Genomic DNA, 23,121 nt, shown 5'->3' on the forward strand with positions numbered 1-23,121 from the left:
TCACGTTGGCAGGCGCGGCGCGCTTCAAGGGCCATTCGCCTGCTTGCGCCGCAACTTACCGTGGCGTGAGCTGACCTCCAGTATCGTCAGGGCCACTCATTTTGTCGCAGCCCGCCGCGCGCCGCGCGTGGGCGGGATGGACCGGCCGGTCCGCGGGATGCTAAGAGCCGCAAGAGCCTCATCGGCCCCCTTGAATCCATCCGGCCCCGGCAACGGGAGGAGACGGCGCGGTGAACCAGACGGTCGCATCGGTGCAATCCGTTCCGGCGCCGCGCGATGCCGATCACCTCGTGAAGCGGAACGCGCGCGTGCGCGAGGAGCTGCGCCGGCAGGCGCGGCAGGCCCGCATGCGCGGCGCGGCGGCCAAGCCCGCCAGCAGCGCCTTCTGGAGCGCCGAGGTCCGCGCCATCAGCGAATTCCGGCTGCCGCTCATGGCGAGCTTCATCGCCATCGTGGGCGTGCCGACGCTGCTCGCGGTCATCTATTTCGGCCTTTTCGCGTCGAGCCAATATGTCTCTGAAGCGCGCTTCGCGGTGCGATCGGCGGAGCATGCGGGCGTCAACCTGTCCGGCCTCTCCTCGCTCAAGGGCATGGCGGAGGTGCAGGATTCGCTCATCATCGCCGATTACCTGAAGAGCCTCGCGGTGGTGGAGGCACTGGAGGAGAAGATCGGGCTGCGCGAGCTGTTCTCCAGGAGCGGCATCGACTGGTTCTCGCGCTTCAATCCCGACCGGTCCATCGAGCGGCTGGAGCGCGCGTGGCGCAGCCAGATCGATACCGCCATCGAATCCCCCTCCGGCATCATCACGGTGAAGGTCTGGGCCTTCTCGCCGGAGGATTCGCTGAAGATCGCGCAGGCCATCGTGAACCTCAGCGAGGACATGGTGAACAAGCTCAACGTGCGCACCCGCGAGGATGCCATCGCCCAGAGCCAGGCCGAGCTTGCGCGCTCCGAGGACCGCCTGCGCAAGGCCCGCGCCGCGGTGCGCGACCTGCGCAACGAGGTGGGTGTCATCGACCCCGTGCGCGCCAACGAGGGCATCGGCAAGCTCATCGGCGAACTCGAGAGCGACCTCGCGTTGATCGACCAGGAGATCGGCACCGCCCGGCGCACCCTGAGCCCCGGCGCACCGCAATTCGCGGTGCTGGAAGCCCGCCGCCAGGCCATCCGCGACAATATCGCCGCCCTCAAGGCCCGCCTCACCGCCCCCGCCGGGGCGGACAAGGACACCCTCTCCGCGGTGATGACGCGCTACGACACGCTCGACCTCGAGCGTCAGATCGCCGAGAAGCAATACACCGCCGATGCCGCGGCGCTGGAGGAGGCGCGGGTGGTGGCGGAGCGGCAGGGCATGTACCTCGCCACCTTCGTGAAGCCGGTGCCGGCGCAGGAGGCCGACTGGCCGCATCGCTTCTGGCTGCCCGCGGCGGCGGCGCTGATCTTCTCCCTGGTCTGGCTCGTCGTCGTTTCGGTGTTCGAGCTGCTGCGGCACCTGAAGGCGTGAGGACCGCGCGTGATCGTCACAGACCGCCTCACCAAGACCTATTGGACCCACCTCCGGCGCAAGGTGGTGCTGCGTGACGTCTCGGTCACGCTCAACCCGCGCCTCAGCTATGGCCTGCTGGGGCAGAACGGGGCGGGCAAGTCCACCTTCCTGAAGCTCATTGCCGGCACCGAGGCGCCGACCTCCGGCCGCGTCTACCGCTCGGTCCGCCTCTCCTGGCCGCTCGGCTTCGCGGGCGGCTTCCACCCGGCCATGACGGGGCGAGAGAACATCCGCTTCCTGGCCCGCGTCTATGACGCAGACATCGCGGCGGTGGCCGAGTTCGTGGAGGATTTCTCCGAGCTCGGGCGCGACCTCGACATGCCCGTGAAGACCTATTCCTCGGGCATGACCTCCCGCCTCGCCTTCGCCGTGTCCATGGCCATCGAATTCGATTTCTACCTCGTGGACGAGATCACCGCCGTGGGCGATGCCCGCTTCCAGATGAAGTGCGCCCGCGCCTTCGCGGAGCGGCGGGCGCGGGCGGGCATGATCATGGCTTCCCACTCCACCGGCACCATCAAGGACTATTGCAGCGCCGGCATGGTGCTGCAGAAGGGCCGCCTGATGGTGTTCGAGGATGTGAACGACGCCATCGAGGTGCACCGCCAGGCGATGGAGGCCTGAGATGAGCGAGGCTCCCGCCCGCCCCACGCGCTTCGCCGGCGAAAGCTGGCGCACCGCCTCGGCCATGCACGCGCGCGCGGTGGGCGCGGTCATCATGCGCGATCTGCAGACGCGGTTCGGCGCCGGCTACCTCGGCTTCCTGCTGGGCCTCATCATGCCGCTCGGGCACCTCACCATCGCCATGACGGTGATGTCGGTGCTCGGACGCTCGGCTCCGGTGGGCCCGAGCATTCCGCTGTTCGCCATGACGGGCATCCTGCCGTTCATCGTCTGGCTCTACACCCACCGGCAGATCATGACCACGCTGGCGCAGAACCGGCCGCTGCTCTACTTCCCCGGCGTGGACCTGTTCGATCTGTTCTCGGCGCGCATCATCCTGGAGGTGTCCAGCGCCACGCTGGTGGTGGTGATCGTGCTGACCACCCTCGCGCTGATCGGCTACGACATCAATCCCGACGATCCGCCGCGCTTCGTCTATGGCCTGATCGAGGCATGGCTTCTCGGCATATCGAGCGGCTTGTTCTTCGGCATCGCCGGGGCCCTCGCACCCGCGCTCATCCTCATCGGCAGCCTGCTGGGCCCGCTGTTCTGGGTTACCTCCGGCATCATCTACCTTCCAGACCTGCTGCCCGAGAAGCTCATCGACGTCCTCAAATACTTCCCCCTCTGCCAGATCGTCGACGGCACGCGGATGGGGTTCTATTCGGAATATCAGAGCTCGTTCTACTCTGCTGCTTATCCGGCCATCGCCATCCTGGGCCTTCTTTTCATCTCGTCCGTCATCCTGCAGGTGGTCAGGAAGGTCACTTAACTCACATCCAAGGGAAGACCGCATGACCCGCGAAGGGCGGATGATCGCCGTATCCATGACGCGCACCATGGAGCGGGACTGCCTGCGCGCGCCCCTTGAGCTTGCCTACCCGGCCTATCTCGCCGACGAGGGGGTCGTCGTCCCGCCCGGGCTCGATGTCCTGCAAGGTCCCATCCCGCGCGTGCGCCAGGCCGGCCACTTCCGGCTCGTGCACGAGCGGAACCTCCATGTGGTCGGCTTCCGCGCCCTCCTCACGCAGGATCGGCGCCTCCTGCTCGACGAGAGCGAGGTCGAGCCGTTCCACACGGCCAAGATCCTCGACAAGCTGACAGGCGCGCAGAACGAGGATTGCATCATCCGCGCCGCGGACGACGGCGTGGAGGTGATGCTGGGCGACGATGTCGTCGAGATCGACGAGCCTGTCATCTTCGCCGGGTCCGACGAGCCGTCGAATTTTGGCTCCTGGCTCTACCGCATCCTCCCGAAGCTCATCGACAGCCCGTATGGCGATTATCCGGTCCTCGTCTACAATTACGCCCCGTGGATGAACGCCCTCGCCGATCAGGTCTTCGACGGTCGGGTCCGGTTCATCGGCCACCCCATCCCCCGCCCCTGCCGGCTCCGGGAGGCGCTGGTGCCCAGCCTGCGCAATGTCGACGTCTATTTCGATGCCGGCGCGAAGGCCTTCTACGAGCGCGCGGCCGACCTCAGGAAGGGCGGGTCCGGCCGGGAGAAGATCTATCTCTCGCGGCGCGGCCAGGCCATCCGCCCGCTGCTGAACGAGGGTGCGCTGGAGGAGCGGCTGAGCGGACTGGGATTCCACATCGTTCAGCCGGAAAAGCTCCCCTTCAACGACCAGATCGCGCTCATGCGCGATGCACGGGTCATCGTATGCCCCGGCGGCTCGGGCCTGTTCTCCACCGTGTTCGCCGGCGCGGCGGAGTTTGTGCTCGACCTGGAGGCGGGAACCGACTGGCTCTACGCCCACCACAACCTGCTGCGCTCGACCGCCAAGCGCCACACCATCCTGTTCGGAGCGCGCGAGGCCGGGCACGACGGGCCGCATGCCCCGTGGCGGGTCGATATCAATGCCGTGGTTCAGGCGCTGGCCCATGCCGGGGCCTGAACGAGCCCAACAACACGCACAGGGTGTATTTAATACATATAACTACTTATAGTATATATTTCGCAGATCACTGTCTTTGTGGCCCTGCTGCAACGCCACCTTAAATATTGCCAAGCTAGGTCGCCTTGAGGGAGAGCGGCTTGTATAAGAGCCGAGACTCCGTGGCACTGGGCGGGAACTTCAAACTTCATGCGGACCAGCGTGCGTTTCCTGGCATTCGCCCTTGTTCTGGGAAGCCTTCCCGGGTGCACGGCCCTGCCTGCGTCCGGACCTTCCCGCGTCGACCTGGAGACCCCCCAGCCGGACGACGACCAGCGCTTCGTGCTCGTGGGCGTGGACGACCGCACCCTGCACATCCTGGCGCAGGAGCGTCCCGCCACGTTCGGCGCCCGCTTCGGCGACTATCGCCCGCCCGGCCGCTACGTGGTGGGCGTGGGCGACACCCTCTCCGTGACCATCTGGGAGGCGGCGGCCGGCGGCCTGTTCTCCGGCCCGGTGATCGACCGGCTCGGCACCGGCTCGCGCAGCGCCACCATCCCCGAGCAGCAGGTGGCGCAGGACGGCTCCATCACCGTGCCCTATGCCGGGCGCATCCCGGTCGCCGGCAAGACCACCGCGCAGATCGAGGCGGCGGTGGTCGAGCGCCTCACCGGCAAGGCCATCGAGCCGCAGGCGGTGGTGGTGGTGTCGAAAAGCATCAGCAACGCCGCCACCGTGCTGGGCGAGGCGACCGCGGGCGCGATGGTTCCCCTCTCCCCGCGGGGCGACCGGGTGCTGGACGTGATCGCCACCGCCGGCGGCATCAAGGTTCCCGCGCACGAGGTGTTCGTGCGGCTCAGCCGCGGCGACACCACCGTGACGGTGCCGATGCAGACGCTGCTGAACAATCCCAAGGAGGACGTCTATGTCCGCCCGCGGGACAAAATCGTCGTCATCCGCGATCCGCAGACCTTCACCGTGTTCGGCGCGGCCGGCACGCCGACGGTGGTGCAATTCGATGCGGTGGGCATCACGCTCGAGGAGGCCATCGCCCGCGTGGGCGGCCTCGTCGATTCGCGCGCCGACCCCTCCGGCATCTATCTGATGCGCTTCGAGCCCGTGCGCTTCGCGGCCAAGCTCGACCCGCAGGCGAAGCCGCTCGAGATCAACGGCTACGTCCGCGTGATCTACCACTGGAACATGCGCGATCCCAACGCCCTGTTCCTGGCCCGCGGCTTCCAGGTGCGCAACAAGGATGCCATCTACATCGCCAACGCCCCGCTGGCGGACCTCCAGAAAGTCACCTCCCTGTTCAGCACCGTGGCGCAGCCGGTGATCAGCACCGTCGCGGTGACGCAGTAGCCGGAGGGCGCGGCGATGATCTCCGCGCAGGTGTTGAAGAGGCTGGTGGGCGTGGTCACGGCCGCCGAGGCCGGGACGCCGCCAGCCGTGACCGCGCCGGCCGCCATGCGCCCGCTCGCCGGGATCGCGCAGCGCCTGAGGAGCCTTGCGCCCCTGCGCGAATTCCTCGCGCCGGCCGCTCCCGGCGGCGCGCCGCTGCCGCTGACCCGCCGCCACGTGGGGGTGCTGAGCTTCCTGGTGCTTGTGCTGCTGCCGGCGGTGGCGAGCTTCCTCTATCTCGCGCTGGTGGCGCTGCCGCAGTATCGCTCCGAGGCCCGCTTCGTGGTGCGCGGCAATCTTGAAGCCGTCGCCGCCGCCGGCACCCCCGTCTCGGGCCGCGGCACGCCCCAGGTGCCCAACACGCAGGAAGCCCGCGTGGTGGTGGACTACCTGCGCAGCCGCGCGATGGTGGAGGCCGTGCAGCGGCAGTTCGACCTGCGCCGCGTGTTCGGCGCCTCCGGGCGCGACCCGGTCTTCGCCTTGCCGGCGGATGCCGGCATGGAAGACGCCCTCGCCTACTGGAACCAGCAGGTGCGGGTGAGTCTCGATACCCTGTCCGGCGTCATCAAGGTGCAGGTCCAGGCGTTCAGCCCCCAGAGCGCGGCCATGGTCGGCGCCTTCGTCATCAAGCAGGCGGAGGCGATCACCAACGACCTCACCACCCGCAACCGCGGAGACCGCGTGCTGCGGGCCGAGGCCGAGGCGCGCGCGGCCTTCGGCGAGCTTGCCCTCGTGCGCGCCGAGCAGGAGCAGTTCCGCAACGCCCAGGGCATGATCGACCCCGCCGCCTCCGCGCGGGGCGCCTTCGCCGCCATCGCCAAGCTGCGCGACCAGCGCTCGATGCTGAACACCGATCTGCTCACGGCCCGCGCCGACCTCGCCGAGGATTCTCCCGTGGTGCGCGCGCTGAAGGAGCGGCTGCGGTCGCTGGACGAGAAGATTGCCGCGCTCGATGTGGAGCTGCTCGGCGGAGCCTCCCAAACGCAGGCCGGAACGAGCGAGAACCTCGCCGTCAATGCGACGCTCGAAGCCCGCCGCCGCCTCGCGAAGCAGCGGCTCGAAGGGGCAGAGGGGGAATTGGCCGACGCGCGCGCCGAGCAGGCGCGCAAGCAGGTCTACATCCTCACCTTCATGGCGCCCAACCTGCCGGCGGAGCGGGTCTTCCCGCACCCTCTCGCCCAGGCCGGAGCGGTGTTCGCCGTGCTCACCGTGATCTGGGGCATCGCGGCCTTCTATGTGGGCAGCATCTACGCCCGCACCCGGTGAGCGCCTGGAGGGTTGCCGCTTCACGGAATCGGGGAAACGCTCCAGGCTCGTGCGTTGACCCCTTTTCTCCACGCGAACCGGTTTCCGCTTCGCTCGAAAACGCTCAAGCCGCGACCGAAGCTCAGGAGGCGTCGGTGGAGGCTTCGTCCACCACCTCGTCCGCCCGGCCGAACGCCGCGTTGACGTCGGCGAAGATCTGGATGTCGGCGGCCAGCAGCTCCTGCGCCACCGGCCATTCACGCACCTGCTCCTCCAGCCTGCGTGCGAGGCTCGATGCGGAAAGGGGCGGCGGCTCCGGCAGCGGCAGCTCCAGCACCGCCGAGAGCGTCCCCCAATAGGCATCGAAATCCCCGGACAGGCCGACCACATCCATCTCTGAAAGGGTGTCGAGCGCGTTTTCCACCGCCGAGGAGGCGAGCTGGTCGTCCGAGCTGGCGCAGGTGAGCAGCCGCGCCATGGGGCTGGAGAGAAGGGCGCGCTCGTGCGCGCCGAGGGTGCCCACCCAGGTCTCCAGGTCGCTCACCTCCTGCACGTCGGCGCGGCCGAAGCTCTCCACCAGCGGACGATAGGCCTCGCTCAGCACAGAATAGGCGAGCTTCGGCGTCTTCGCCGCCCAGCGCAGCACCAGGAGCTGCTCGGCCAGCTCCTCGAACGGATCGCGCAGCAGCACCGAGCAGCGGAAGCCGCGATCGCGCAGCAGCGGCTCGTAGGCGCGGAAATGGAGCCGCCCGCAGGCGAAGATGGAGGAGGCGAAGGCGATGCCGAGAATGGAGCGCACCGCCTCCTCCGGCACCCGCTCCAGCCGGGTGAAGGCCATGTGGAACAGGTTCTGGAACGCCTCGTTCAACGCCGACTGGGTCACCAGGCGCGTTTCCAGCCGGAAGAACTTGCCCTCCGCCTTCGCGCTCTCGGGCCGGCGCCGGTAGATGCGGACATTGGTGGCGTCGTCATAGATCTCGAGGTCCTTGACCTCGGCCAGGCGGGGCACCACCTGCTCGTCCACCACGAAGCCGCAGATGCCGGTCTCGTGCAGGCCCTGCTCGCGCAGCAGCGGGCGCAGCATGGTGGCCGGCACCACCTTGCGCAGCTCGCCATTGGCGAACACCGCCACATGGGGCGTGCTGGCGGGATTGTCCGGCATGATCCAGCCGACCACATGGGTGCCGGCATCCTCGTCGATGCTAAACAGCAAGGTGGGGCTCCATGGCGGGCCGCATCGCGCGTCTCCTGCAAGAGCATTTTCGAGCGAAGGGAGGACCGGTTCGCGTGAAGAAAATGCGTAACATCAGATGACAGGAGCGCCTCATCGATTCCGTGAAACGATGAGGCGCTCTATCGGCGGTGGTCGCGGACGACCGCGACGAGCACCATCGCGTTGATCCACAGGATGCCCGAAAGGGCGAGGACGAACAGCCCGCCGCGCCACCAGAGCGGGCCGGAGGCGGCGGTGGGCAGGCTCGGCGGCACGAACACGTTCACGAAGGCGCTCTGCTCGCGCGCGCGGCGCTCGGCCTCCTGCAGCCCCGCCACGGCGACCGCCTGAAGGGTCTCGGCGAAACGCACCTCCAGCTCCGCCTCCTCATAGGAGGCGAGCGCCGACACCACCGACGCGCGCGCGCCGGGCTCCGCGAGACGAGCCTTGAAGGCGGCGATCTCCTTGTCGATGGCCGCCACCCGGTCGCGCAGCACGCCGAGGGCCGGGCCGCCGGGCGCGGACAGGCGCTCCAGCGCGCGCATCTGCCGGTCGGCGGCGATGCGCTCATACTCCAGCCGCAGCAGGCTGGCGCCCACCGCCTCGGCCGCCTGGGCGGGGTCCACGGCGCGCTGGCGGGCGCGCCATTCCTGCTGGTTCCGCAGCGCCGCCTCATAGCGGGAGGAGGCGCGCTCCACCTCCTCGCGCGCATGGGCGACACTGTCGGCGCGGGCGCGCATGACGATGTCGTTGAGTAGGTGCTCGCCATCGGAAACCACGCGGCTGGCCAGCGTGTGCGCATCCTCCGCGGAGAAGGCGCTCACGCGCAGGATGACGATGGACGAGCGCCGGTCCACCGCCGCCGTCACGTGCCGCTCCCAGTAGCGCCACACCGCCTCCAGCGTGGCGTGGGAGGACAGAGCGGAAATCGGATCGATGCCGGGGCGGGAGAAGAAGCCGCGCAGCCACCCGCCCTCATCGAGGCTCGCCACGTAGGATCGGCTGGTGACATAGCTGACGAAGATGAAGGGCGCCTCCGACTGGGCGGCCTCGCCAGCGCCGCCGAGCAGGTTCGAAACCCGCTGCACGATGCCGCCCTGCGCCTCGGCGCCCGCCTGCTGCGACACCGCGCGCTCGGGAATGGCCTCGCGGATGGCGAGCCGCGCCTCCGAGACGTAAACCGGCGAGGCGAAGAACAGGATGTAGAGCACGGTGAGGACGGTGGGCAGCCCCACCATGACCGCGCAGGTGAGGCGCAGCAGCGCGAACCATTGCGCGGAAGCCGAGCGTCCCGTGTCCCGCAGGCGCGGCAGCCGCCGCCAGCGCAGGGCCGGGCGCGCCTGCCGCGCGACGAAGGTGCGCCCGCGCTCCAGCAGAATGCGGATCGGCGGAGCGGCAGGTGGCCCGGCCATCCCTCAGCGCGCCCGGAGGACCACGATGTCCTGGAAGTCGTGCAGCGCCCCCGACGCCACCTCCACCACCTCGAACCAGCGGCCCCACTCCCGGCGGATGTAGCTCTCGCAGACGAAGGCGATGCCATATTGGTAGGCGGCGCTGGTGAGATGGCCGCTCTGGAGGATGAAGGCGTAGCCGTTTTCCCCGGTCATCTCGCCGGCGGCCTGCTCCAATGCCGGGCGCGGAACGGCCAGCATCTCGAAGATATGGTCCTCCTCCAGCGCCCGGGCGAGCGCGCGCTCGCCGTGGACGGAGAGCAGGAGCACGGCGCCCGGCTGCGTCACCCGCGCCAATTCCTTGAGATAGAACAGGTGGTCCGGCTCGCTCAGATGGCTGAAGACGGAGATGGAGACCACGGCGTCGAAGGTGCCGCCACCCGCCGGCAGGCGCGCGCGCGGCGTGGTCAGCACCGCCTCCACATGGCCGAGGTTTTCCTGCACCCAGGCGACGTGGCGCGGGTCCACGTCCATGCCCACATAGCGGCCGCGGAAGCCGTGGAACAGCCGCGCGAGCCGCCCCACCCCCACCCCGAAGTCGAGGATGGCACCGCACTCGGGCAGCGGCCTCGGGCTCACGTCATGCAGCGCACGCATGAAATCGACCCCGTGGCTCGCGAAGTCGCGCGGCGCCCGCAGGCCGGTGGTGTTGTACATCAGCTCCTCGGGCGGAAAGGGCGCGATTCCGCCCGCGGCGGACGCCGTCCCGGACAGGAGATTGGCTTCGAGCCATGCGGCAAGGTCGCCGTGCACACCCTCCGGCCGGCGCTCCATCACGTCCGCGCCCACGATCTCACCCGCCATCTTGCTCGCCCGTTGCTCGCACGCGCCCATAGAGCGCCACCACATCCTCGGCCATGGCGCGGCACGTGCGATCATAGCGCGTCCGCGCGCCCAGTTCACGCGCCAGCGCCGGATCGTCCACGAACCGCCTGAGCGCCGCGGTCAGGCCGTCCACCGAGCCGGCCGGAAAACGGAAGCCGTTCTCCCCCTCTTCCACGAACTCGCTCATGCCTTCCACGTCGGCCACCACCACCGGCGTGTGGGTGGCGAGCGCCTGGAGCAGGATGAGCGGGCTGTTCTCCACCCAGGTGGAGGGGATCGCCAGCACGTCGATGCCGGCCAGCACGGCGGCGATCCGCTCCACCGGAAAGGTGCCGCGGAAGCGCACGGGCAGCCCCTCGGCCATCGCGCGCAGGCGCGTGGCATAGGCGGGGTCCTGCCCCTCGTCGCCGAAGATCTCCAGCTCCAGCGCCGGGGCCTGGAGCCGGCGGAGCGCCTCCACCAGGAGATGGGTGCCCTTGTGCGGGGCGAGCTGGCCGATGAAGCCGAGGCGCGTGACGCCATCCGCCCGCTCCGGCTTCTCCGCGCGGTCGATGTCGATGCCGAACCGGCTCAACTCCATGGGCACCGGCGTGCCGGCGCGGGCGTAGGCGTCGCGCAGAAAACGCGTGGGCGCAAGGGCCGCGGCATAGGCGCCATAGGCCGCGCGCAGATGATCGGGCCGGGCCTTGAGCGCCTCGACCATGGGCCGGGCCTCCGCGCTCAGCCCCGGCGCGCGGGCGAGCAGGCCGGGCGCCAGAGCGCGCTTCAGCCGCGCGGCCGCCCCCTCCCCCGCCGGGGGGCCGGACGGCAAGGCGCAGGCGATGCAATTGGCTCGGAGCCGGTCTGGCCCGGCGCAGAGCGCGCCATCGGCGCCGCTCAGCTTGTTGTTGAAGCAGAAGCCGAAGAAGTCGGTGAAGGTGGCGACCGCGGGAAGGCCGAGGCCCCGCGTCACCTCCAGCAAGGCGGTGGTGTGATTGATGAGGTGGCAGACGTGCACGATGTCCGGCCGCACGTCCCGCAGGATGCGCTCATGGACGAAGCGCAGGTCCGGCAGGTCGTAGGTGTCGCGCAGGGTGCGGTTGGGAACCACGTTGCGGTCGATGCGGATCACCGGAATGCCGTCGAACGATCCGCGCTCGACGAAGGCGTCCTGGCGCGGCTCTCCGGGGAAGGTGGCGGTCACCACCACCGGCTCGTGCCCCAGCGCCGAAAGCTCGCGCGCTAGCGTCCGTGCATAACTTTCCGTGCCGTAGAAATGCGTGGGGTAGTAGCAGTGGACGTACAAGGCGACGCGCATTCCAAACCCATTTCCGCGCGCAGCTCCTCCAGGATCATCGCGATGCCGCGATCGAGATCGATGGTGGGGCGCCAGCCGATCCGCTCCCGCGCGCGGGAGACGTCGAGCACCGAGGCCTTCACGTCGAAGATCCGCGGCGCGGCGCGCTGCACGACCATGGGGCGGCCCAGCGCCGCCTCCAGCTTGGCGATGACCTGGCGCAGCGAATGGCCGACGCCGGAGCCGATGTTCACGGGTCCCGCCACGTTGCGCCGCTCGCCGGCCGCGACCAGCGCCGACACCACATCCTCCACGTGCACGAAATCGCGCACGATGTCCCCGTTGCCGTAGAGCGTGATGGGGTCCCGCCGCAGCGCCGCGCGGGCGAACAGGGTGATGGCGCCGAGCCCCTTCTTCTCGTGCTGGCCCGGCCCATAGCAATTGCTGATCCGGAGCGCGATCGCGTCCACCCCGTGCACGGCGCGGCTCGTCTCCAGGTAATGCTCCGCGGTGAGCTTGGAGATGCCGTAAGCGCCGATAGGGCGGGTGGGATGCGCCTCGTCCACCGGCAGGCTCTGCGGCGGCCCGTAGACGCTGCCGCCCGAGGAGGCGAAAACGATACGCACGCCCGGCGCGCGGCGCGCCGCCTCCAGCAGGCGCACCGTGCCCACCACGTTCTCCGACACGTCGCGCACCGGGTCGTTGGCGGCGCTGGAGGGGACGGTGGACCAAGCGAGATGGTAGACCGTGTCCACATCCTCAAGCAGGCGATCCCACGCGTCGAAGGTGGCGAAGTCGAGGGCCTTCCATTGCACGCCCGGCCAAGCGGGGCGCTCCTCGCGGCCGCGCGTGGTGGCGATGATGCCGACGCAACTGTGCCGCAGGCGCTCGCACAGCCGGCGCCCGATCAGCCCGCTCGCCCCCACCACCAAGCTCGTCATCGCCCCGCGCCCCGGCATTCTCGCAAATGCGAAATGCCCTCAGGGGTACGAGCATAGTGGTTGTAGAGGTATAATCGCCACTAAGCGTAGCGTGTGGCGGCCAATTCCGCCGCCCTGTGGCTGCGCCTCTACAGCTCGCGATAGAGTTCGGCCGGAGGGAAGCCGGGCATCAGGTCCGGATCGCGGCCGAGCGCCGCGGCATAGGCCCGGCCATAGGCGCGGATCATGCCGTCGAGCGAAAAACGCTGCGCGCGCGCGATGTTGGCGCGCCCGATCTCTTCCACCCGGCCCGGCCGTTCCAGCAGGTCGACGAGGATGTCCGCAAGGGCCTCCCGCGTCTCGCCCAGGGTGTCGCAGGAGCCGAGGATTTCCGGCAGGGCACCGGTGCGGAAGCCGGCCACCGCCTGCCCCATGGCCATGGCGAAGGGCGTCACCTGCCCGAAGCTCTCGCGCACCACCGGCGCGACGAAAATGCGGAACTGGCGGTAGATCTCGGGCAGGCGGGCGAAGGGCACGATCCCCGTGAACTCGAAATTGTCCCGGCATCCCGCCTCCGCCACCTTGCGGTGAAAGACCGGCAGCAGCTCGCCGTCGCCGACGATGAGGAAGCGCGTGCGCGGGCGGCGACGGGCGACCAGGATGAGCGGGTCGATGGAGCTGTCGTCCAGCTTGTCGCGCACCAGGCGATAGACCATGCCCACCGTGTCGGCGGCGCCCGGCGCCCAGCTTTCCGGCGGCGCGAAGCGGTCGAGGTCGATGCCCGGATGGATCACCTCGCCATTGCCGATGTCCGGCGCGAAGGCCTCGCGGATATAGTCGGAAACGAAGAGGTGGCGGTGGATGCGCGCATCGCGCAGGGGCTCCACCGGCGTGTTCACGTTCTGGAGCAGCACCGCGCGGGAGGCGCGCGCGGCTTCGAGCGCCGCTTCGTACCAGGGCTGGTCGCTGCCGCCCCAGTAATGCAGGTGCACGATGTCGGGATCGACCGCGCGCAGCACGTGCGTGAACGCCGCCGCCGGGCTGCCGAGCGGCAGGTGGTGCAGCACCATGCCCTCGTGCCGGCCCTGGAGCGGCAGGGCGGCGGTCAGCACCTGCATCTCGTAGCGGTGGCCGAGCCATTCGTGCAGGTCCACCACGAGCTGGGTGGAGCCGCCGACGAACACGTTGGCGATGACGTGAAGGACGCGCGGGCGCTCGCCCACCGGGGCATGGCGCGGCTCCACCCGGTAGACCAGGGACCGGCGGCCATAAACGAGCCCCGAGAAATCGCGCCCGAAGTTGCGTGCCGCCCGCAGCGGCCGCGCGCGGCGGCGCCAGCCCCCCGCGGGCTCCTGCCTGAGGCGCGTGCTGGTGACGACGGCGTTCAGCGCCATCTCCCGCAGGAAGGCCAGGGACGGCCCCGGCTCCCGCACCAGATCGCGCAGGCGGGCGAGCGGCAGGGGCAGCTCGCGCGGGGCGAAGCGCTGGCCGTGGACCTGCTGCACCAGATGTCCCACCAGATTGGCATGGGCCTGCATCGCCTCGAGCTGCGCGCGCAGCGCCCGCTGGCCGGCGAGCAATTCCTCATTCTGCCGCGCGAGCGCCTCCACCCGCGCCGCGAGGTCGGCGAGCGCCTCATCCCCGCCCGGCCGCGCGGCGGAAGGGGTTTCGGCGGGGGAAAGCGCACGCATCACCGGGGAAGACTGGCTGGAAGTCACGCACAAGCCCGCTGCAAACCGAGGAACGGCGCACACCATAGACACCGGAAGCATCGCAGCGCCAGCAGCTTGTGCCGCCCGCCGCCGGCCCGCATGCGCCCGCGTGCGGCGAAATTCCTATGAGATTTTTATGTCGGCGCGGTCGGCGCCGTCTCGAATTTTTATGCGGGCCGGCGCCATATTCCTGTCGAAATCCTACTGGGCGGCGATTTCCGGAGCATTGATGAGCGCTCCGCAAGCTGAGGCCCAGAACAGTACATCGAAATTGGAACATCCATGATGGACTTCGCCATGGTCGCCATCGGCGCCGCCTTCTTCGCGGCCTGCCTCCTCTACGTGAGAGCCTGCGACATTCTCTGAAGCACAAAGGGGCAAGGCGGCGTGCGACGCGCCGGGAATCCCGAAACCCAACACGTCGCGACATGCGGGCGCCCCGCGCGCGGGATGCGCCCCGGCAACGGATCGAGAGCGATGCTCGTCGAATACATTCTGGGCGGCGCGGCCACCGCGTTCCTGCTCGTCTACCTCACCTACGCCCTTGCGCGCCCGGAACGGTTCTGACCGCCGGCGCCCGGCCTTGAGGCAATCTCCATGACATTGAACGGCTGGATTCAGATCCTTCTCTTCTGCGGGATCATCATCGCGCTCGCGCGGCCGCTGGGCGGCTACATGACGCGTATCTTCAACGGGGACCGCACGCTCTTCGCGCCTGTGCTCGGCCCGATCGAACGGGGGCTCTACCGCGTTGCCGGGACCAGCGCGCGCGAGGAGCAGCACTGGACGACCTACGCGGTCGCGCTGCTGCTCTTCAATCTCGCGGGCTTCGCGCTGCTTTACGTGCTTCAGCGGGTGCAGGGCGCGCTGCCCTTCAATCCCGCCGGCATGGGCGCCGTGCCGCCCGACCTCGCCTTCAACACCGCCGCCAGCTTCATGACCAACACCAACTGGCAGAACTACGGCGGCGAGAGCACCATGTCGTACCTGACCCAGATGGCGGGCCTGGCAGTGCAGAACTTCGTCTCGGCCGCCACCGGCATCGCCATCGCCATGGCGGTGATCCGCGCCTTCTCGCGCAAGTCGGCGAAGACGCTCGGCAGCTTCTGGGTCGATCTCACGCGCGCCACCCTCTACGTGCTGCTGCCGTTGTGCATCGTGCTGACGCTGGCCTACGTCGCGCTCGGCGTGCCGCAGACCCTCGGCCCCTATGTGGAGGCGGACACGCTGGAGGGGGCGAAGCAGACCATCGCGGTCGGCCCCGTGGCCTCCCAGCTCGCCATCAAGATGCTGGGCACCAACGGCGGCGGCTTCTTCAACGCCAATTCGGCCCACCCGTTCGAGAATCCGGGCGCGCTCTCCAACCTCCTTCAGATCGTCTCCATCTTCGCCATCGGCGCGGCGCTCACCAACGTGTTCGGGCGCATGGTGGGCGACGAGCGGCAGGGCTGGGCCATCTTCTCGGCCATGGGCCTCCTGTTCCTGGCCGGCGTCGCCGCCTGCTACTGGGCCGAAGCGGCGGGCAATCCGCTGGTGCACGCCCTCGGCGTGGACGGCGGCAACATGGAGGGCAAGGAGACCCGCTTCGGCATCGCCCTGTCGGCCCTGTTCGCGGTGGTCACCACCGCCGCCTCGTGCGGCGCGGTGAATGCCATGCACGACAGCTTCATGGCGCTCGGCGGCATGATCCCCCTCATCAACATGATGCTGGGCGAGATCATCATCGGCGGCGTGGGCGCGGGCTTCTACGGCATCATCCTGTTCGTGGTGGTGGCGGTGTTCGTGGCCGGCCTCATGGTGGGCCGCACGCCGGAATATCTCGGAAAGAAGATCGAGGCGAAGGAAGTGAAGATGGCCATGCTGGCGGTGCTGTGCCTGCCGCTCGCCATGCTCGGCTTCACCGCGGCGGCGAGTGTGCTGCCGGGCGCGGTGGCCTCCATCGCCAATCCCGGCCCGCACGGCTTCTCCGAGATGCTCTACGCCTACACCTCCGGCGCCGCCAACAACGGCTCGGCGTTCGGCGGGCTCACCGGCAACACGCTCTGGTACAACATCACCCTCGGCCTCGGCATGCTGATGGGCCGCTTCCTGGTCATCATCCCCGCCTTGGCGCTCGCCGGGTCGCTGGCGGCGAAGAAGGCGGTTCCGGAATCGGCCGGCACCTTCCCCACCCATGGCGGCCTGTTCGTGGGCCTGCTGGTGGGCGTCATCATCATCGTCGGCGGGCTCACCTTCTTCCCGGCCCTCGCGCTGGGGCCCATCGTGGAGCATCTCGCCATGCTCCAGGGCACGACCTGGTGAGCGCCATGGAGACACGCCCCCGCCCACCCCGCCAGCCGGAACGCTCCGGCGGCGACCCCGGCGCGGCCCGCGCCTCCAGCCTGCTGCTGGGCATGCTGGCCGTGGCCGTCATCGGCCTCTCCTTCGCCATCGCCATCACGCTGGTGTCGGCCACGGACTGAAGCGTCCGCGGCCCCCCGATCCCCATGCTTTGCTGGAGCCTCATGCGATGAGCCCGTCCAAGACCGCGAGCATCCTCGATGCGCGCATCCTCCTTCCCGCGGTGGGCGATGCCTTCCGCAAGCTCGACCCACGCACCCTCGCCCGCAACCCGGTCATGTTCGTGGTGGCCGTGGTGTCGGCCCTCACCACCGTCCTCCTGGTGAAGGACGCGCTGAGCGGCGGCGCCAACCTCGGCTTTTCCTTCCAGATCGTGATGTGGCTGTGGTTCACGGTGCTGTTCGCCAATTTCGCCGAGGCGGTGGCGGAAGGCCGCGGCAAGGCCCAGGCCGACGCCCTGCGCCGCACCCGCACCGAAACCGTGGCCAAGCTACTGCCCAATGGCGACCGCACGCAATTCACCCTGGTGCCCGGCACCAGCCTGAAGGTGGGCGACATCGTGCTGGTGGAGACGGGAGACATCATCCCCTCCGACGGCGAGGTGATCGAGGGCGTCGCCTCGGTCAACGAGGCCGCCATCACCGGTGAGAGCGCGCCCGTCATCCGCGAGAGCGGCGGCGACCGCTCGGCCGTCACCGGCGGCACGCAGGTGCTGTCCGACTGGATCCGCGTGCGCATCACGGCGGCCGCGGGCTCCACCTTCATCGACCGCATGATCGCTTTGGTGGAAGGCGCCGAGCGGCAGAAGACGCCGAACGAGATCGCCCTCAACATCCTGCTCGCGGGCATGACGCTGATCTTCGTGCTCGCCACCGCGACCATTCCAAGCTTCGCGTCCTATGCCAGCGGCTACATTCCGGTGATCGTGCTGGTGGCGCTGTTCGTCACCCTCATCCCCACCACCATCGGCGCGCTGCTCTCGGCCATCGGCATCGCCGGCATGGATCGCCTGGTGCGCTTCAACGTGCTCGCCATGTCCGGCCGGGCGGTGGAGGCGGCGGGCGACGTGGACACGCTGCTGCTCGACAAGACGGGCACCATCACCCTCGGCAACCGGCAGGCGACCGAGTTCCGCCCGGTGCGCGGGGTCTCCGACCGCGAGCTGGCGGACGCCGCCCAGCTCGCCTCGCTCGCCGACGAAACCCCGGAGGGGCGCTCGATCGTGGTGCTGGCGAAGGAGAAATACGCCATCCGCGCCCGTGACATGGGCATGCTACATGCGACTTTCGTGCCCTTCACCGCCCAGACCCGCATGAGCGGTGTGGACATGGACGGCATCTCCATCCGCAAGGGCGCGGTGGAGGCGGTGCTGAAGCATGTGGAGCTGGCCCATGCGGCCACCGGCGCCACCCGCAACGGCGCGGAGACCCTGCGTGAGATCCAGGCCATCGCCGACGAGGTGGCCAAGGCCGGCGGCACGCCGCTCGCCGTGGTGCGCGACAACCGGCTGCTCGGCATCGTCCACCTGAAGGACATCGTGAAGGGCGGCATCAAGGAGCGCTTCGCGGAGCTGCGCCGCATGGGCATCCGTACCGTGATGATCACCGGCGACAACCCCATGACCGCCGCCGCCATCGCCGCCGAGGCCGGTGTCGATGACTTCCTCGCCCAGGCGACGCCGGAGAACAAGCTCGCCCTCATCCGTGAGGAGCAGGCCAAGGGCAAGCTGGTCGCCATGTGCGGCGACGGCACAAACGATGCGCCCGCCCTCGCCCAGGCCGATGTCGGCGTCGCCATGAACACCGGCACGGTGGCCGCCCGCGAGGCCGGCAACATGGTGGACCTCGACAGCGACCCGACCAAGCTCATCGAGATCGTGGAGATCGGCAAGCAATTGCTGATGACCCGCGGCGCACTCACCACCTTCTCCATCGCCAATGACGTGGCGAAGTATTTCGCCATCATCCCGGCGCTGTTCGTGGCCTTCTACCCGCAGCTCGGCGCGCTCAACATCATGGGGCTCGCCACCCCGCAGAGCGCGATCCTCTCCGCCATCATCTTCAACGCCCTCATCATCGTGGCGCTGATCCCGCTGGCGCTGAAGGGGGTGCGGTACCGGGCCATCGGCGCGGGGGCGCTGCTCACCCGCAACCTCGTCATCTACGGCCTCGGGGGCATCGTGGTGCCGTTCGCCGGCATCAAGGTCATCGACATGGCCGTCACCGCCCTCGGCCTCGCCTGAGGAACGGACCCAACGCTCGGAAGGATATTTCCATGCTGAAGCAGCTTCGTCCCGCCCTGGTGATGATCGTGGCGCTCACCCTCATCACCGGCCTCGCCTATCCCCTGGCCATGACCGGCATCGCCCAGGCGGTGTTCCCCCGGCAGGCGGCGGGCAGCCTCATCGAGAAGGACGGCAAGGTGGTCGGCTCGGCCCTCATCGGCCAGAGCTTCACCAGTGACCGTTACTTCCACGGCCGGCTCTCCGCCACCACCGGCGCCGATCCGAACGATCCCGCCAAGACCGTGGCGCAGCCCTACAATGCCGTGAATTCCATGGGCTCCAACCTCGGCCCCACCAACGCCGCCCTCATCGACCGCATCAAGGCCGATGCGGCGGCACTGAAGGCCGAAAGCCCCGGCACACCGGTGCCCATGGACCTCGTCACCACCTCCGGCAGCGGGCTCGACCCCGATATCAGCCCCGATGCAGCCTATTTCCAGGCGGCGCGGGTGGCCAGGGCGCGCGGCCTCGGCGAGGAGAAGGTGCGTGCCCTGGTGGCCGCCCATGTGGAGCAGCGGACCCTGGGCTTCATCGGCGAGCCCACGGTGAACGTCCTCGCCCTCAACCTCGCCCTGGACGGCGCCGCCGGCCGGTGACATGCCTGGAGCATTGCCCCTTGGCCCCCTTGCCCCTTGGCCCCCTGCCCGGCGGCAGGGGGCGAGCGGAGTGACGAAATGGCCGACGAGATCCGCGACGGCGCGCGCCGCCCCTCCCCCGACGCTCTTCTGGAGAGCGCCGACCGGGAGACGCGCGGGCGGCTGAAGATCTTCCTCGGCGCCGCGCCTGGCGTGGGCAAGACCTACGAGATGCTCATGTCCGGCCGCGCCCGCCTCAGCGATGGGGTGGACGTGGTGATCGGCGTGGTGGAAACCCACGGCCGCAAGGAGACGCAGGCCCTGGTGGAGGGGTTCGAGATCATTCCCCGCCGCGGGGTGGCCTACAAGGGTCGCCTGCTCGACGAGATGGACCTCGACGCCATCCTGGAGCGCCGGCCCGCCCTGGTGCTGGTGGACGAGCTCGCCCACACCAATGCCGAGGGCAGCCGCCACCCCAAGCGCTATCTCGACGTGGAGGAGCTGCTGGCGCGCGGCATCGACGTCTACACCACGCTCAACATCCAGCACGTGGAGAGCCTCAACGACGTGGTGGCGCAGATCACCCGCGTCCGCGTGCGGGAGACGGTGCCGGATTCGATCCTCGACCGCGCCGACGACATCGAGGTGATCGACCTCACGCCCGACGACCTCATCAAGCGCCTCAACGAGGGCAAGGTCTACCTGCCCACCACGGCGCGGCGGGCGATCGAGAACTACTTCTCCCCCGGCAACCTCACCGCCCTGCGCGAGCTGGCCCTGCGCCGCACGGCCCAGCGGGTGGACGAGCAGCTCGTCAGCCACATGCAGGCCCACGCTATCTCCGGCCCCTGGGCGGCGGGAGAGCGGGTGCTGGTGTGCGTGAACGGTGAGCCGCGCGGCAGCGCCCTGGTGCGCTACGCCCGCCGGCAGGCGGACCGCCTGCGCGCGCCCTGGGCCGCGCTGCACGTGGAAACCTCCCGCGAGGCCGCCCTGCCCGAGGCGGACAAGGACCGCGTGGCCGAGCACCTGCGCCTTGCCGAGCGCCTGGGCGCCGAGGCCGTGACCATTCCCGGCCAGGAAGTGGCCAAGGACATCCTGCGCTACGCCGCCGCCAACAACTTCATGCACATCGTGGTGGGCAGCCCCGGCAAGCCGCGCTGGCGGGAGATGCTGGAGGGCTCCATCTCCCATGAGCTGATCCGCCGCGCCGGCGACATCAGCGTGCACGTGGTGTCCGGTGCCGAGCGTGACCGGGAGGCCCCCGCGCGGGTCGTGAAAACGGCGGCCGCGCACCAGCCGGCGCGGGCCTGGACCTATGTGGTCAGCACCCTTTTCGTGGCCGGTTCCCTCGCCGTCAGCGCGGTGCTCGACCGCGTGCTGGACGTGCGCAACCTCGCGCTCGTGTTCCTCATGGGCGTGCTGGGCTCGGCGGTCACGGCAGGGCTGTGGCCGGCGCTCTATGCGTGCGTGCTGAGCGCGCTCGCCTTCAACTACTTCTTCCTGGAGCCGCGCTACACCCTCACCATCCAGGATCCCGAAAGCGTGCTCGCTTTGGTGTTCTTCCTGGTGGTGGCGGTCACGGCCAGCAACCTGATGGCCCGCGTGCAGCGCCAGGCGGAGGCGGCCCGCCAGCGCGCGCGCACAACGGAGGATCTCTACCTCTTCTCCCGCAAGCTCGCCGCCGCCGGCACCCTGGACGACGTGCTGTGGGCCGCCGCGCACCAGATCGCCCTCATGCTGAAGGTGCGGGTGGTGATCCTGCTGCCGGAGGGCGACGCGCTGGCGGTGAAGGTGGGCTACCCGCCGGACGACACGCTGGTGGAGGCGGACCTCGCAGCCGCCCGCTGGGCCTGGGAGCACGAGCACGCCGCCGGCCGCGGCGCCGATACCCTGCCCGGCGCGCGGCGCCTCTATGTTCCGCTGAAATCCAGCCGCGGCACGCTCGGCGTCATCGGCCTCGACGACGACCGCCAGGGCCCGCTGCTGACGCCCGGCCAGCAGCGCCTGTTCGACGCCCTGGCGGATCAGGCCGCGCTCGCCATCGAGCGCATCCAGCTCGTGGCGGACATCGACCACGCCAAGCGGGCGGCGGAGACGGACCGCCTGCGCTCCGCCCTGCTCACCTCCATCTCCCACGACCTGAAGACGCCCCTTTCCGCCATCCTGGGCGCCTCGGGCACGCTCAGGGACTACTGGGCCTCCATGTCCGAGGCGGACCGGGCCGACCTGCTCGCCACCGTCATCGACGAGGCCGAGCGCCTCAACCGCTTCATCGCCAACCTCCTGGACATGACCCGCCTGGAGACGGGCGCCATGCGGCCCAACGCCTCCTTCCACTTCGCCGGCGACATCGTCGGCGCGGCGCTGCGGCGGGCCTCCAAGATCCTCGCGCGCCATGAGGTGAAGGTGGACATTCCACCGGACCTGCCCATGCTCAAGGTCGATGCGGTGCTGTTCGAGCAGGTGCTGTTCAACCTGCTCGACAACGCCGCCAAATACGCGCCGGCCGGCTCCATGGTGCGCATCGAAGGGCGGCGAGCGGGGTCGGCGGTGGTGCTGCGCGTGGCGGACGAGGGGCCGGGCATTCCCCCCGAGGACCTCGAACGCGTGTTCGACACCTTCTACCGCGTGCGCAAGGCGGACCACGTGCGCGCGGGCACCGGGCTCGGGCTTTCCATCTGCCGGGGCTTCATTGAGGCCATGGGCGGCACCATATGGGTGGCGAACCGGACGGATCGCAGCGGCGCCGTCTTCACCCTGCGCCTGCCGATCCCGGCCGACACGCCAGACCTGGAGCCGGAGCCATGACGGCACCGACCGTGAAGATCCTGCTCGTGGACGACGAGCCGCCCATCCGCAAGCTGCTGCGGGTGGGGCTCGCGGCCGAGGGCTTCGCCATCTGCGAGGCGGCGAGCGCGCGGGAGGCCGGACAGCGCGCCGGGAGCGAGCGCCCCGACCTCATCCTGCTCGACCTCGGCCTGCCCGACCTGCCCGGCCACGACCTCCTGGAGAAGTGGCGCGCGGAGGGAATGGAGGCGCCCGTCATCGTCCTTTCGAGCCGCACCGACGAGAGCGGCATCGTGCGCGCGCTCGACCTCGGCGCCGACGACTACGTGACGAAGCCGTTCGGCATGAAGGAGCTGGCGGCGCGCATCCGCCTCGCCCTGCGCCACCGCTTCCAGCGGCAGGGAGAGAAGCCGGTGTTCCAGGCCGGCGGCCTCACGGTGGACCTCGTGAAGCGGATCGTGAAAGTGGACGGCCAGGAGGTGAAGCTCTCCCCCAAGGAATACGACATCCTGCGCGTCTTGGTGCAGCATGCCGGCAAGGTCATCACCCACCACCACCTGCTGAACCAGGTGTGGGGCGAGGCGGCGGACGTGCAATACCTACGCGTCTACGTGCGCCAGCTCCGCCAGAAGATCGAAAAATCTCCGGACCAGCCTCAATACATCATGACCGAGACCGGCGTCGGCTACCGCCTGCGCGAGGCGGACGCCTGATGTGACGCGTTCAGCCGACGCGCGTCATACAGCGGGCTGGCGCGTCCATCTACCCTGCGGCCGCATGAAAATCTACGCCACGCCAGAGATTTACACTACTCCCACGGCCCGCCTTTCGTTACTGTCCTGAACAAGCTCGGCGAACAATCAAGCCGGACCAGCCAGGGCGCCCACCGGGAGAGCGCATGCCAAGGATGCGACGTTGGGCTGCTGCCGGGCGGGAGCCGCCGGCCGGTCTGGAAGCGGGGTCCGCGCGGACCACCCCCCGCAGGGCTCTCGGCCCACGACGCGG

At 69.4% G+C, this 23,121-nt stretch carries 19 protein-coding genes; 13 read left to right on the forward strand and 6 right to left on the reverse strand.

The window, feature by feature from the left end; genetic code table 11:
- The first annotated feature begins 230 nt into the window (after window positions 1–230).
- The 6 genes from V5F75_RS15440 (at window position 231) to V5F75_RS15465 (ending at window position 6,754) form a co-directional block, all read left to right on the forward strand.
- Window positions 231–1,505: a KpsE/RkpR family capsule polysaccharide export protein gene (locus V5F75_RS15440; RefSeq protein ID WP_394033674.1), complete on the forward strand. Its 1,275-nt coding sequence runs from the start codon at window positions 231–233 to the stop codon at window positions 1,503–1,505.
- Window positions 1,506–1,514: 9 nt separating this feature from the next.
- On the forward strand, window positions 1,515–2,171 hold the full coding sequence (locus V5F75_RS15445; protein ID WP_394033675.1) for an ABC transporter ATP-binding protein: 657 nt from the start codon (window positions 1,515–1,517) through the stop codon (window positions 2,169–2,171).
- A gap of 1 nt (window position 2,172) precedes the next feature.
- Entirely contained in the window at window positions 2,173–2,982 is an 810-nt protein-coding gene (locus V5F75_RS15450) for an ABC transporter permease (RefSeq protein WP_394033676.1), read from the forward strand.
- A 22-nt stretch (window positions 2,983–3,004) separates the two neighbouring features.
- A complete protein-coding gene (locus tag V5F75_RS15455; RefSeq protein WP_394033677.1) occupies window positions 3,005–4,108 on the forward strand; it encodes a glycosyltransferase family 61 protein in 1,104 nt (367 codons plus the stop codon).
- Window positions 4,109–4,309: 201 nt separating this feature from the next.
- The gene (locus V5F75_RS15460) at window positions 4,310–5,449 is read left to right on the forward strand and encodes a polysaccharide biosynthesis/export family protein (protein ID WP_394033678.1); all 1,140 of its coding nucleotides are present in this window, start codon (window positions 4,310–4,312) and stop codon (window positions 5,447–5,449) included.
- Window positions 5,450–5,464: 15 nt separating this feature from the next.
- Window positions 5,465–6,754 (forward strand): KpsE/RkpR family capsule polysaccharide export protein, encoded by a 1,290-nt coding sequence (locus V5F75_RS15465; RefSeq protein WP_394033679.1) that lies wholly within the window; start codon window positions 5,465–5,467, stop codon window positions 6,752–6,754.
- 121 nt (window positions 6,755–6,875) lie between these two features.
- Here the strand turns inward: V5F75_RS15465 and V5F75_RS15470 are convergent, their stop codons facing one another.
- From V5F75_RS15470 to V5F75_RS15495, 6 genes are all read right to left on the reverse strand, one after another.
- Entirely contained in the window at window positions 6,876–7,946 is a 1,071-nt protein-coding gene (locus tag V5F75_RS15470) for a hypothetical protein (RefSeq protein ID WP_394033680.1), read from the reverse strand.
- A gap of 140 nt (window positions 7,947–8,086) precedes the next feature.
- Window positions 8,087–9,358 (reverse strand): KpsE/RkpR family capsule polysaccharide export protein, encoded by a 1,272-nt coding sequence (locus tag V5F75_RS15475; protein WP_394033681.1) that lies wholly within the window; start codon window positions 9,356–9,358, stop codon window positions 8,087–8,089.
- A 3-nt stretch (window positions 9,359–9,361) separates the two neighbouring features.
- A complete protein-coding gene (locus V5F75_RS15480) occupies window positions 9,362–10,201 on the reverse strand; it encodes a class I SAM-dependent methyltransferase (RefSeq protein ID WP_394033682.1) in 840 nt (279 codons plus the stop codon).
- Window positions 10,191–11,519: a glycosyltransferase family 4 protein gene (locus V5F75_RS15485; RefSeq protein ID WP_394033683.1), complete on the reverse strand. Its 1,329-nt coding sequence runs from the start codon at window positions 11,517–11,519 to the stop codon at window positions 10,191–10,193. The genes V5F75_RS15480 and V5F75_RS15485 overlap by 11 nt, the downstream gene beginning before the upstream one ends.
- Window positions 11,444–12,439 carry an NAD-dependent epimerase/dehydratase family protein gene (locus V5F75_RS15490; RefSeq protein WP_394033684.1) on the reverse strand — a complete coding sequence of 332 codons (996 nt, stop codon included), beginning with the start codon at window positions 12,437–12,439 and terminating at the stop codon, window positions 11,444–11,446. Before V5F75_RS15490 ends, V5F75_RS15485 begins: the two co-directional genes overlap by 76 nt.
- 128 nt (window positions 12,440–12,567) lie before the next feature.
- On the reverse strand, window positions 12,568–14,109 hold the full coding sequence (locus V5F75_RS15495; protein WP_394033685.1) for a glycosyltransferase family 4 protein: 1,542 nt from the start codon (window positions 14,107–14,109) through the stop codon (window positions 12,568–12,570).
- Between the two features lie 498 nt (window positions 14,110–14,607).
- Here V5F75_RS15495 and kdpF point away from each other — a divergent pair, with 498 nt between their 5' ends.
- The 7 genes from kdpF to V5F75_RS15530 all read left to right on the forward strand — a co-directional run bounded on the left by kdpF (window position 14,608) and on the right by V5F75_RS15530 (window position 22,829).
- Complete coding sequence (kdpF, locus tag V5F75_RS15500; protein ID WP_394033686.1) at window positions 14,608–14,697, forward strand: K(+)-transporting ATPase subunit F; 90 nt, start codon at window positions 14,608–14,610, stop codon at window positions 14,695–14,697.
- 30 nt (window positions 14,698–14,727) lie between these two features.
- Entirely contained in the window at window positions 14,728–16,431 is a 1,704-nt protein-coding gene (gene kdpA, locus V5F75_RS15505; protein ID WP_394033687.1) for a potassium-transporting ATPase subunit KdpA, read from the forward strand.
- Between the two features lie 5 nt (window positions 16,432–16,436).
- The gene (locus V5F75_RS15510) at window positions 16,437–16,592 is read left to right on the forward strand and encodes a hypothetical protein (RefSeq protein ID WP_394033688.1); all 156 of its coding nucleotides are present in this window, start codon (window positions 16,437–16,439) and stop codon (window positions 16,590–16,592) included.
- 47 nt (window positions 16,593–16,639) lie between these two features.
- The gene (kdpB, locus tag V5F75_RS15515; protein ID WP_394033689.1) at window positions 16,640–18,712 is read left to right on the forward strand and encodes a potassium-transporting ATPase subunit KdpB; all 2,073 of its coding nucleotides are present in this window, start codon (window positions 16,640–16,642) and stop codon (window positions 18,710–18,712) included.
- 32 nt (window positions 18,713–18,744) lie between these two features.
- Window positions 18,745–19,350, forward strand: a complete 606-nt coding sequence (locus V5F75_RS15520) for a K(+)-transporting ATPase subunit C (RefSeq protein WP_394033690.1) — start codon at window positions 18,745–18,747, stop codon at window positions 19,348–19,350.
- Window positions 19,351–19,428: 78 nt separating this feature from the next.
- A complete protein-coding gene (locus V5F75_RS15525; RefSeq protein WP_394033691.1) occupies window positions 19,429–22,137 on the forward strand; it encodes a DUF4118 domain-containing protein in 2,709 nt (902 codons plus the stop codon).
- The gene (locus V5F75_RS15530; RefSeq protein WP_394033692.1) at window positions 22,134–22,829 is read left to right on the forward strand and encodes a response regulator; all 696 of its coding nucleotides are present in this window, start codon (window positions 22,134–22,136) and stop codon (window positions 22,827–22,829) included. Before V5F75_RS15525 ends, V5F75_RS15530 begins: the two co-directional genes overlap by 4 nt.
- The last annotated feature ends 292 nt before the right edge of the window (window positions 22,830–23,121 follow it).

The organism is Xanthobacter albus (assembly GCF_043194895.2).
Classification (GTDB): domain Bacteria; phylum Pseudomonadota; class Alphaproteobacteria; order Rhizobiales; family Xanthobacteraceae; genus Xanthobacter.

Coding starts and splice junctions, on each gene's coding strand:
- V5F75_RS15475 (WP_394033681.1), bottom strand. CDS start 9,358: ATGGCCGGGCCACCTGCCGCTCCGCCGATCCGCATTCTGCTGGAGCGC.
- kdpA (WP_394033687.1), top strand. CDS start 14,728: ATGACATTGAACGGCTGGATTCAGATCCTTCTCTTCTGCGGGATCATC.
- V5F75_RS15510 (WP_394033688.1), top strand. CDS start 16,437: ATGGAGACACGCCCCCGCCCACCCCGCCAGCCGGAACGCTCCGGCGGC.
- V5F75_RS15530 (WP_394033692.1), top strand. CDS start 22,134: ATGACGGCACCGACCGTGAAGATCCTGCTCGTGGACGACGAGCCGCCC.
- V5F75_RS15450 (WP_394033676.1), top strand. CDS start 2,173: ATGAGCGAGGCTCCCGCCCGCCCCACGCGCTTCGCCGGCGAAAGCTGG.
- V5F75_RS15485 (WP_394033683.1), bottom strand. CDS start 11,519: ATGCGCGTCGCCTTGTACGTCCACTGCTACTACCCCACGCATTTCTAC.
- V5F75_RS15520 (WP_394033690.1), top strand. CDS start 18,745: ATGCTGAAGCAGCTTCGTCCCGCCCTGGTGATGATCGTGGCGCTCACC.
- V5F75_RS15465 (WP_394033679.1), top strand. CDS start 5,465: ATGATCTCCGCGCAGGTGTTGAAGAGGCTGGTGGGCGTGGTCACGGCC.
- V5F75_RS15495 (WP_394033685.1), bottom strand. CDS start 14,109: ATGCGTGCGCTTTCCCCCGCCGAAACCCCTTCCGCCGCGCGGCCGGGC.
- kdpF (WP_394033686.1), top strand. CDS start 14,608: ATGCTCGTCGAATACATTCTGGGCGGCGCGGCCACCGCGTTCCTGCTC.
- V5F75_RS15490 (WP_394033684.1), bottom strand. CDS start 12,439: ATGACGAGCTTGGTGGTGGGGGCGAGCGGGCTGATCGGGCGCCGGCTG.
- kdpB (WP_394033689.1), top strand. CDS start 16,640: ATGAGCCCGTCCAAGACCGCGAGCATCCTCGATGCGCGCATCCTCCTT.
- V5F75_RS15480 (WP_394033682.1), bottom strand. CDS start 10,201: ATGGCGGGTGAGATCGTGGGCGCGGACGTGATGGAGCGCCGGCCGGAG.
- V5F75_RS15525 (WP_394033691.1), top strand. CDS start 19,429: ATGGCCGACGAGATCCGCGACGGCGCGCGCCGCCCCTCCCCCGACGCT.
- V5F75_RS15455 (WP_394033677.1), top strand. CDS start 3,005: ATGACCCGCGAAGGGCGGATGATCGCCGTATCCATGACGCGCACCATG.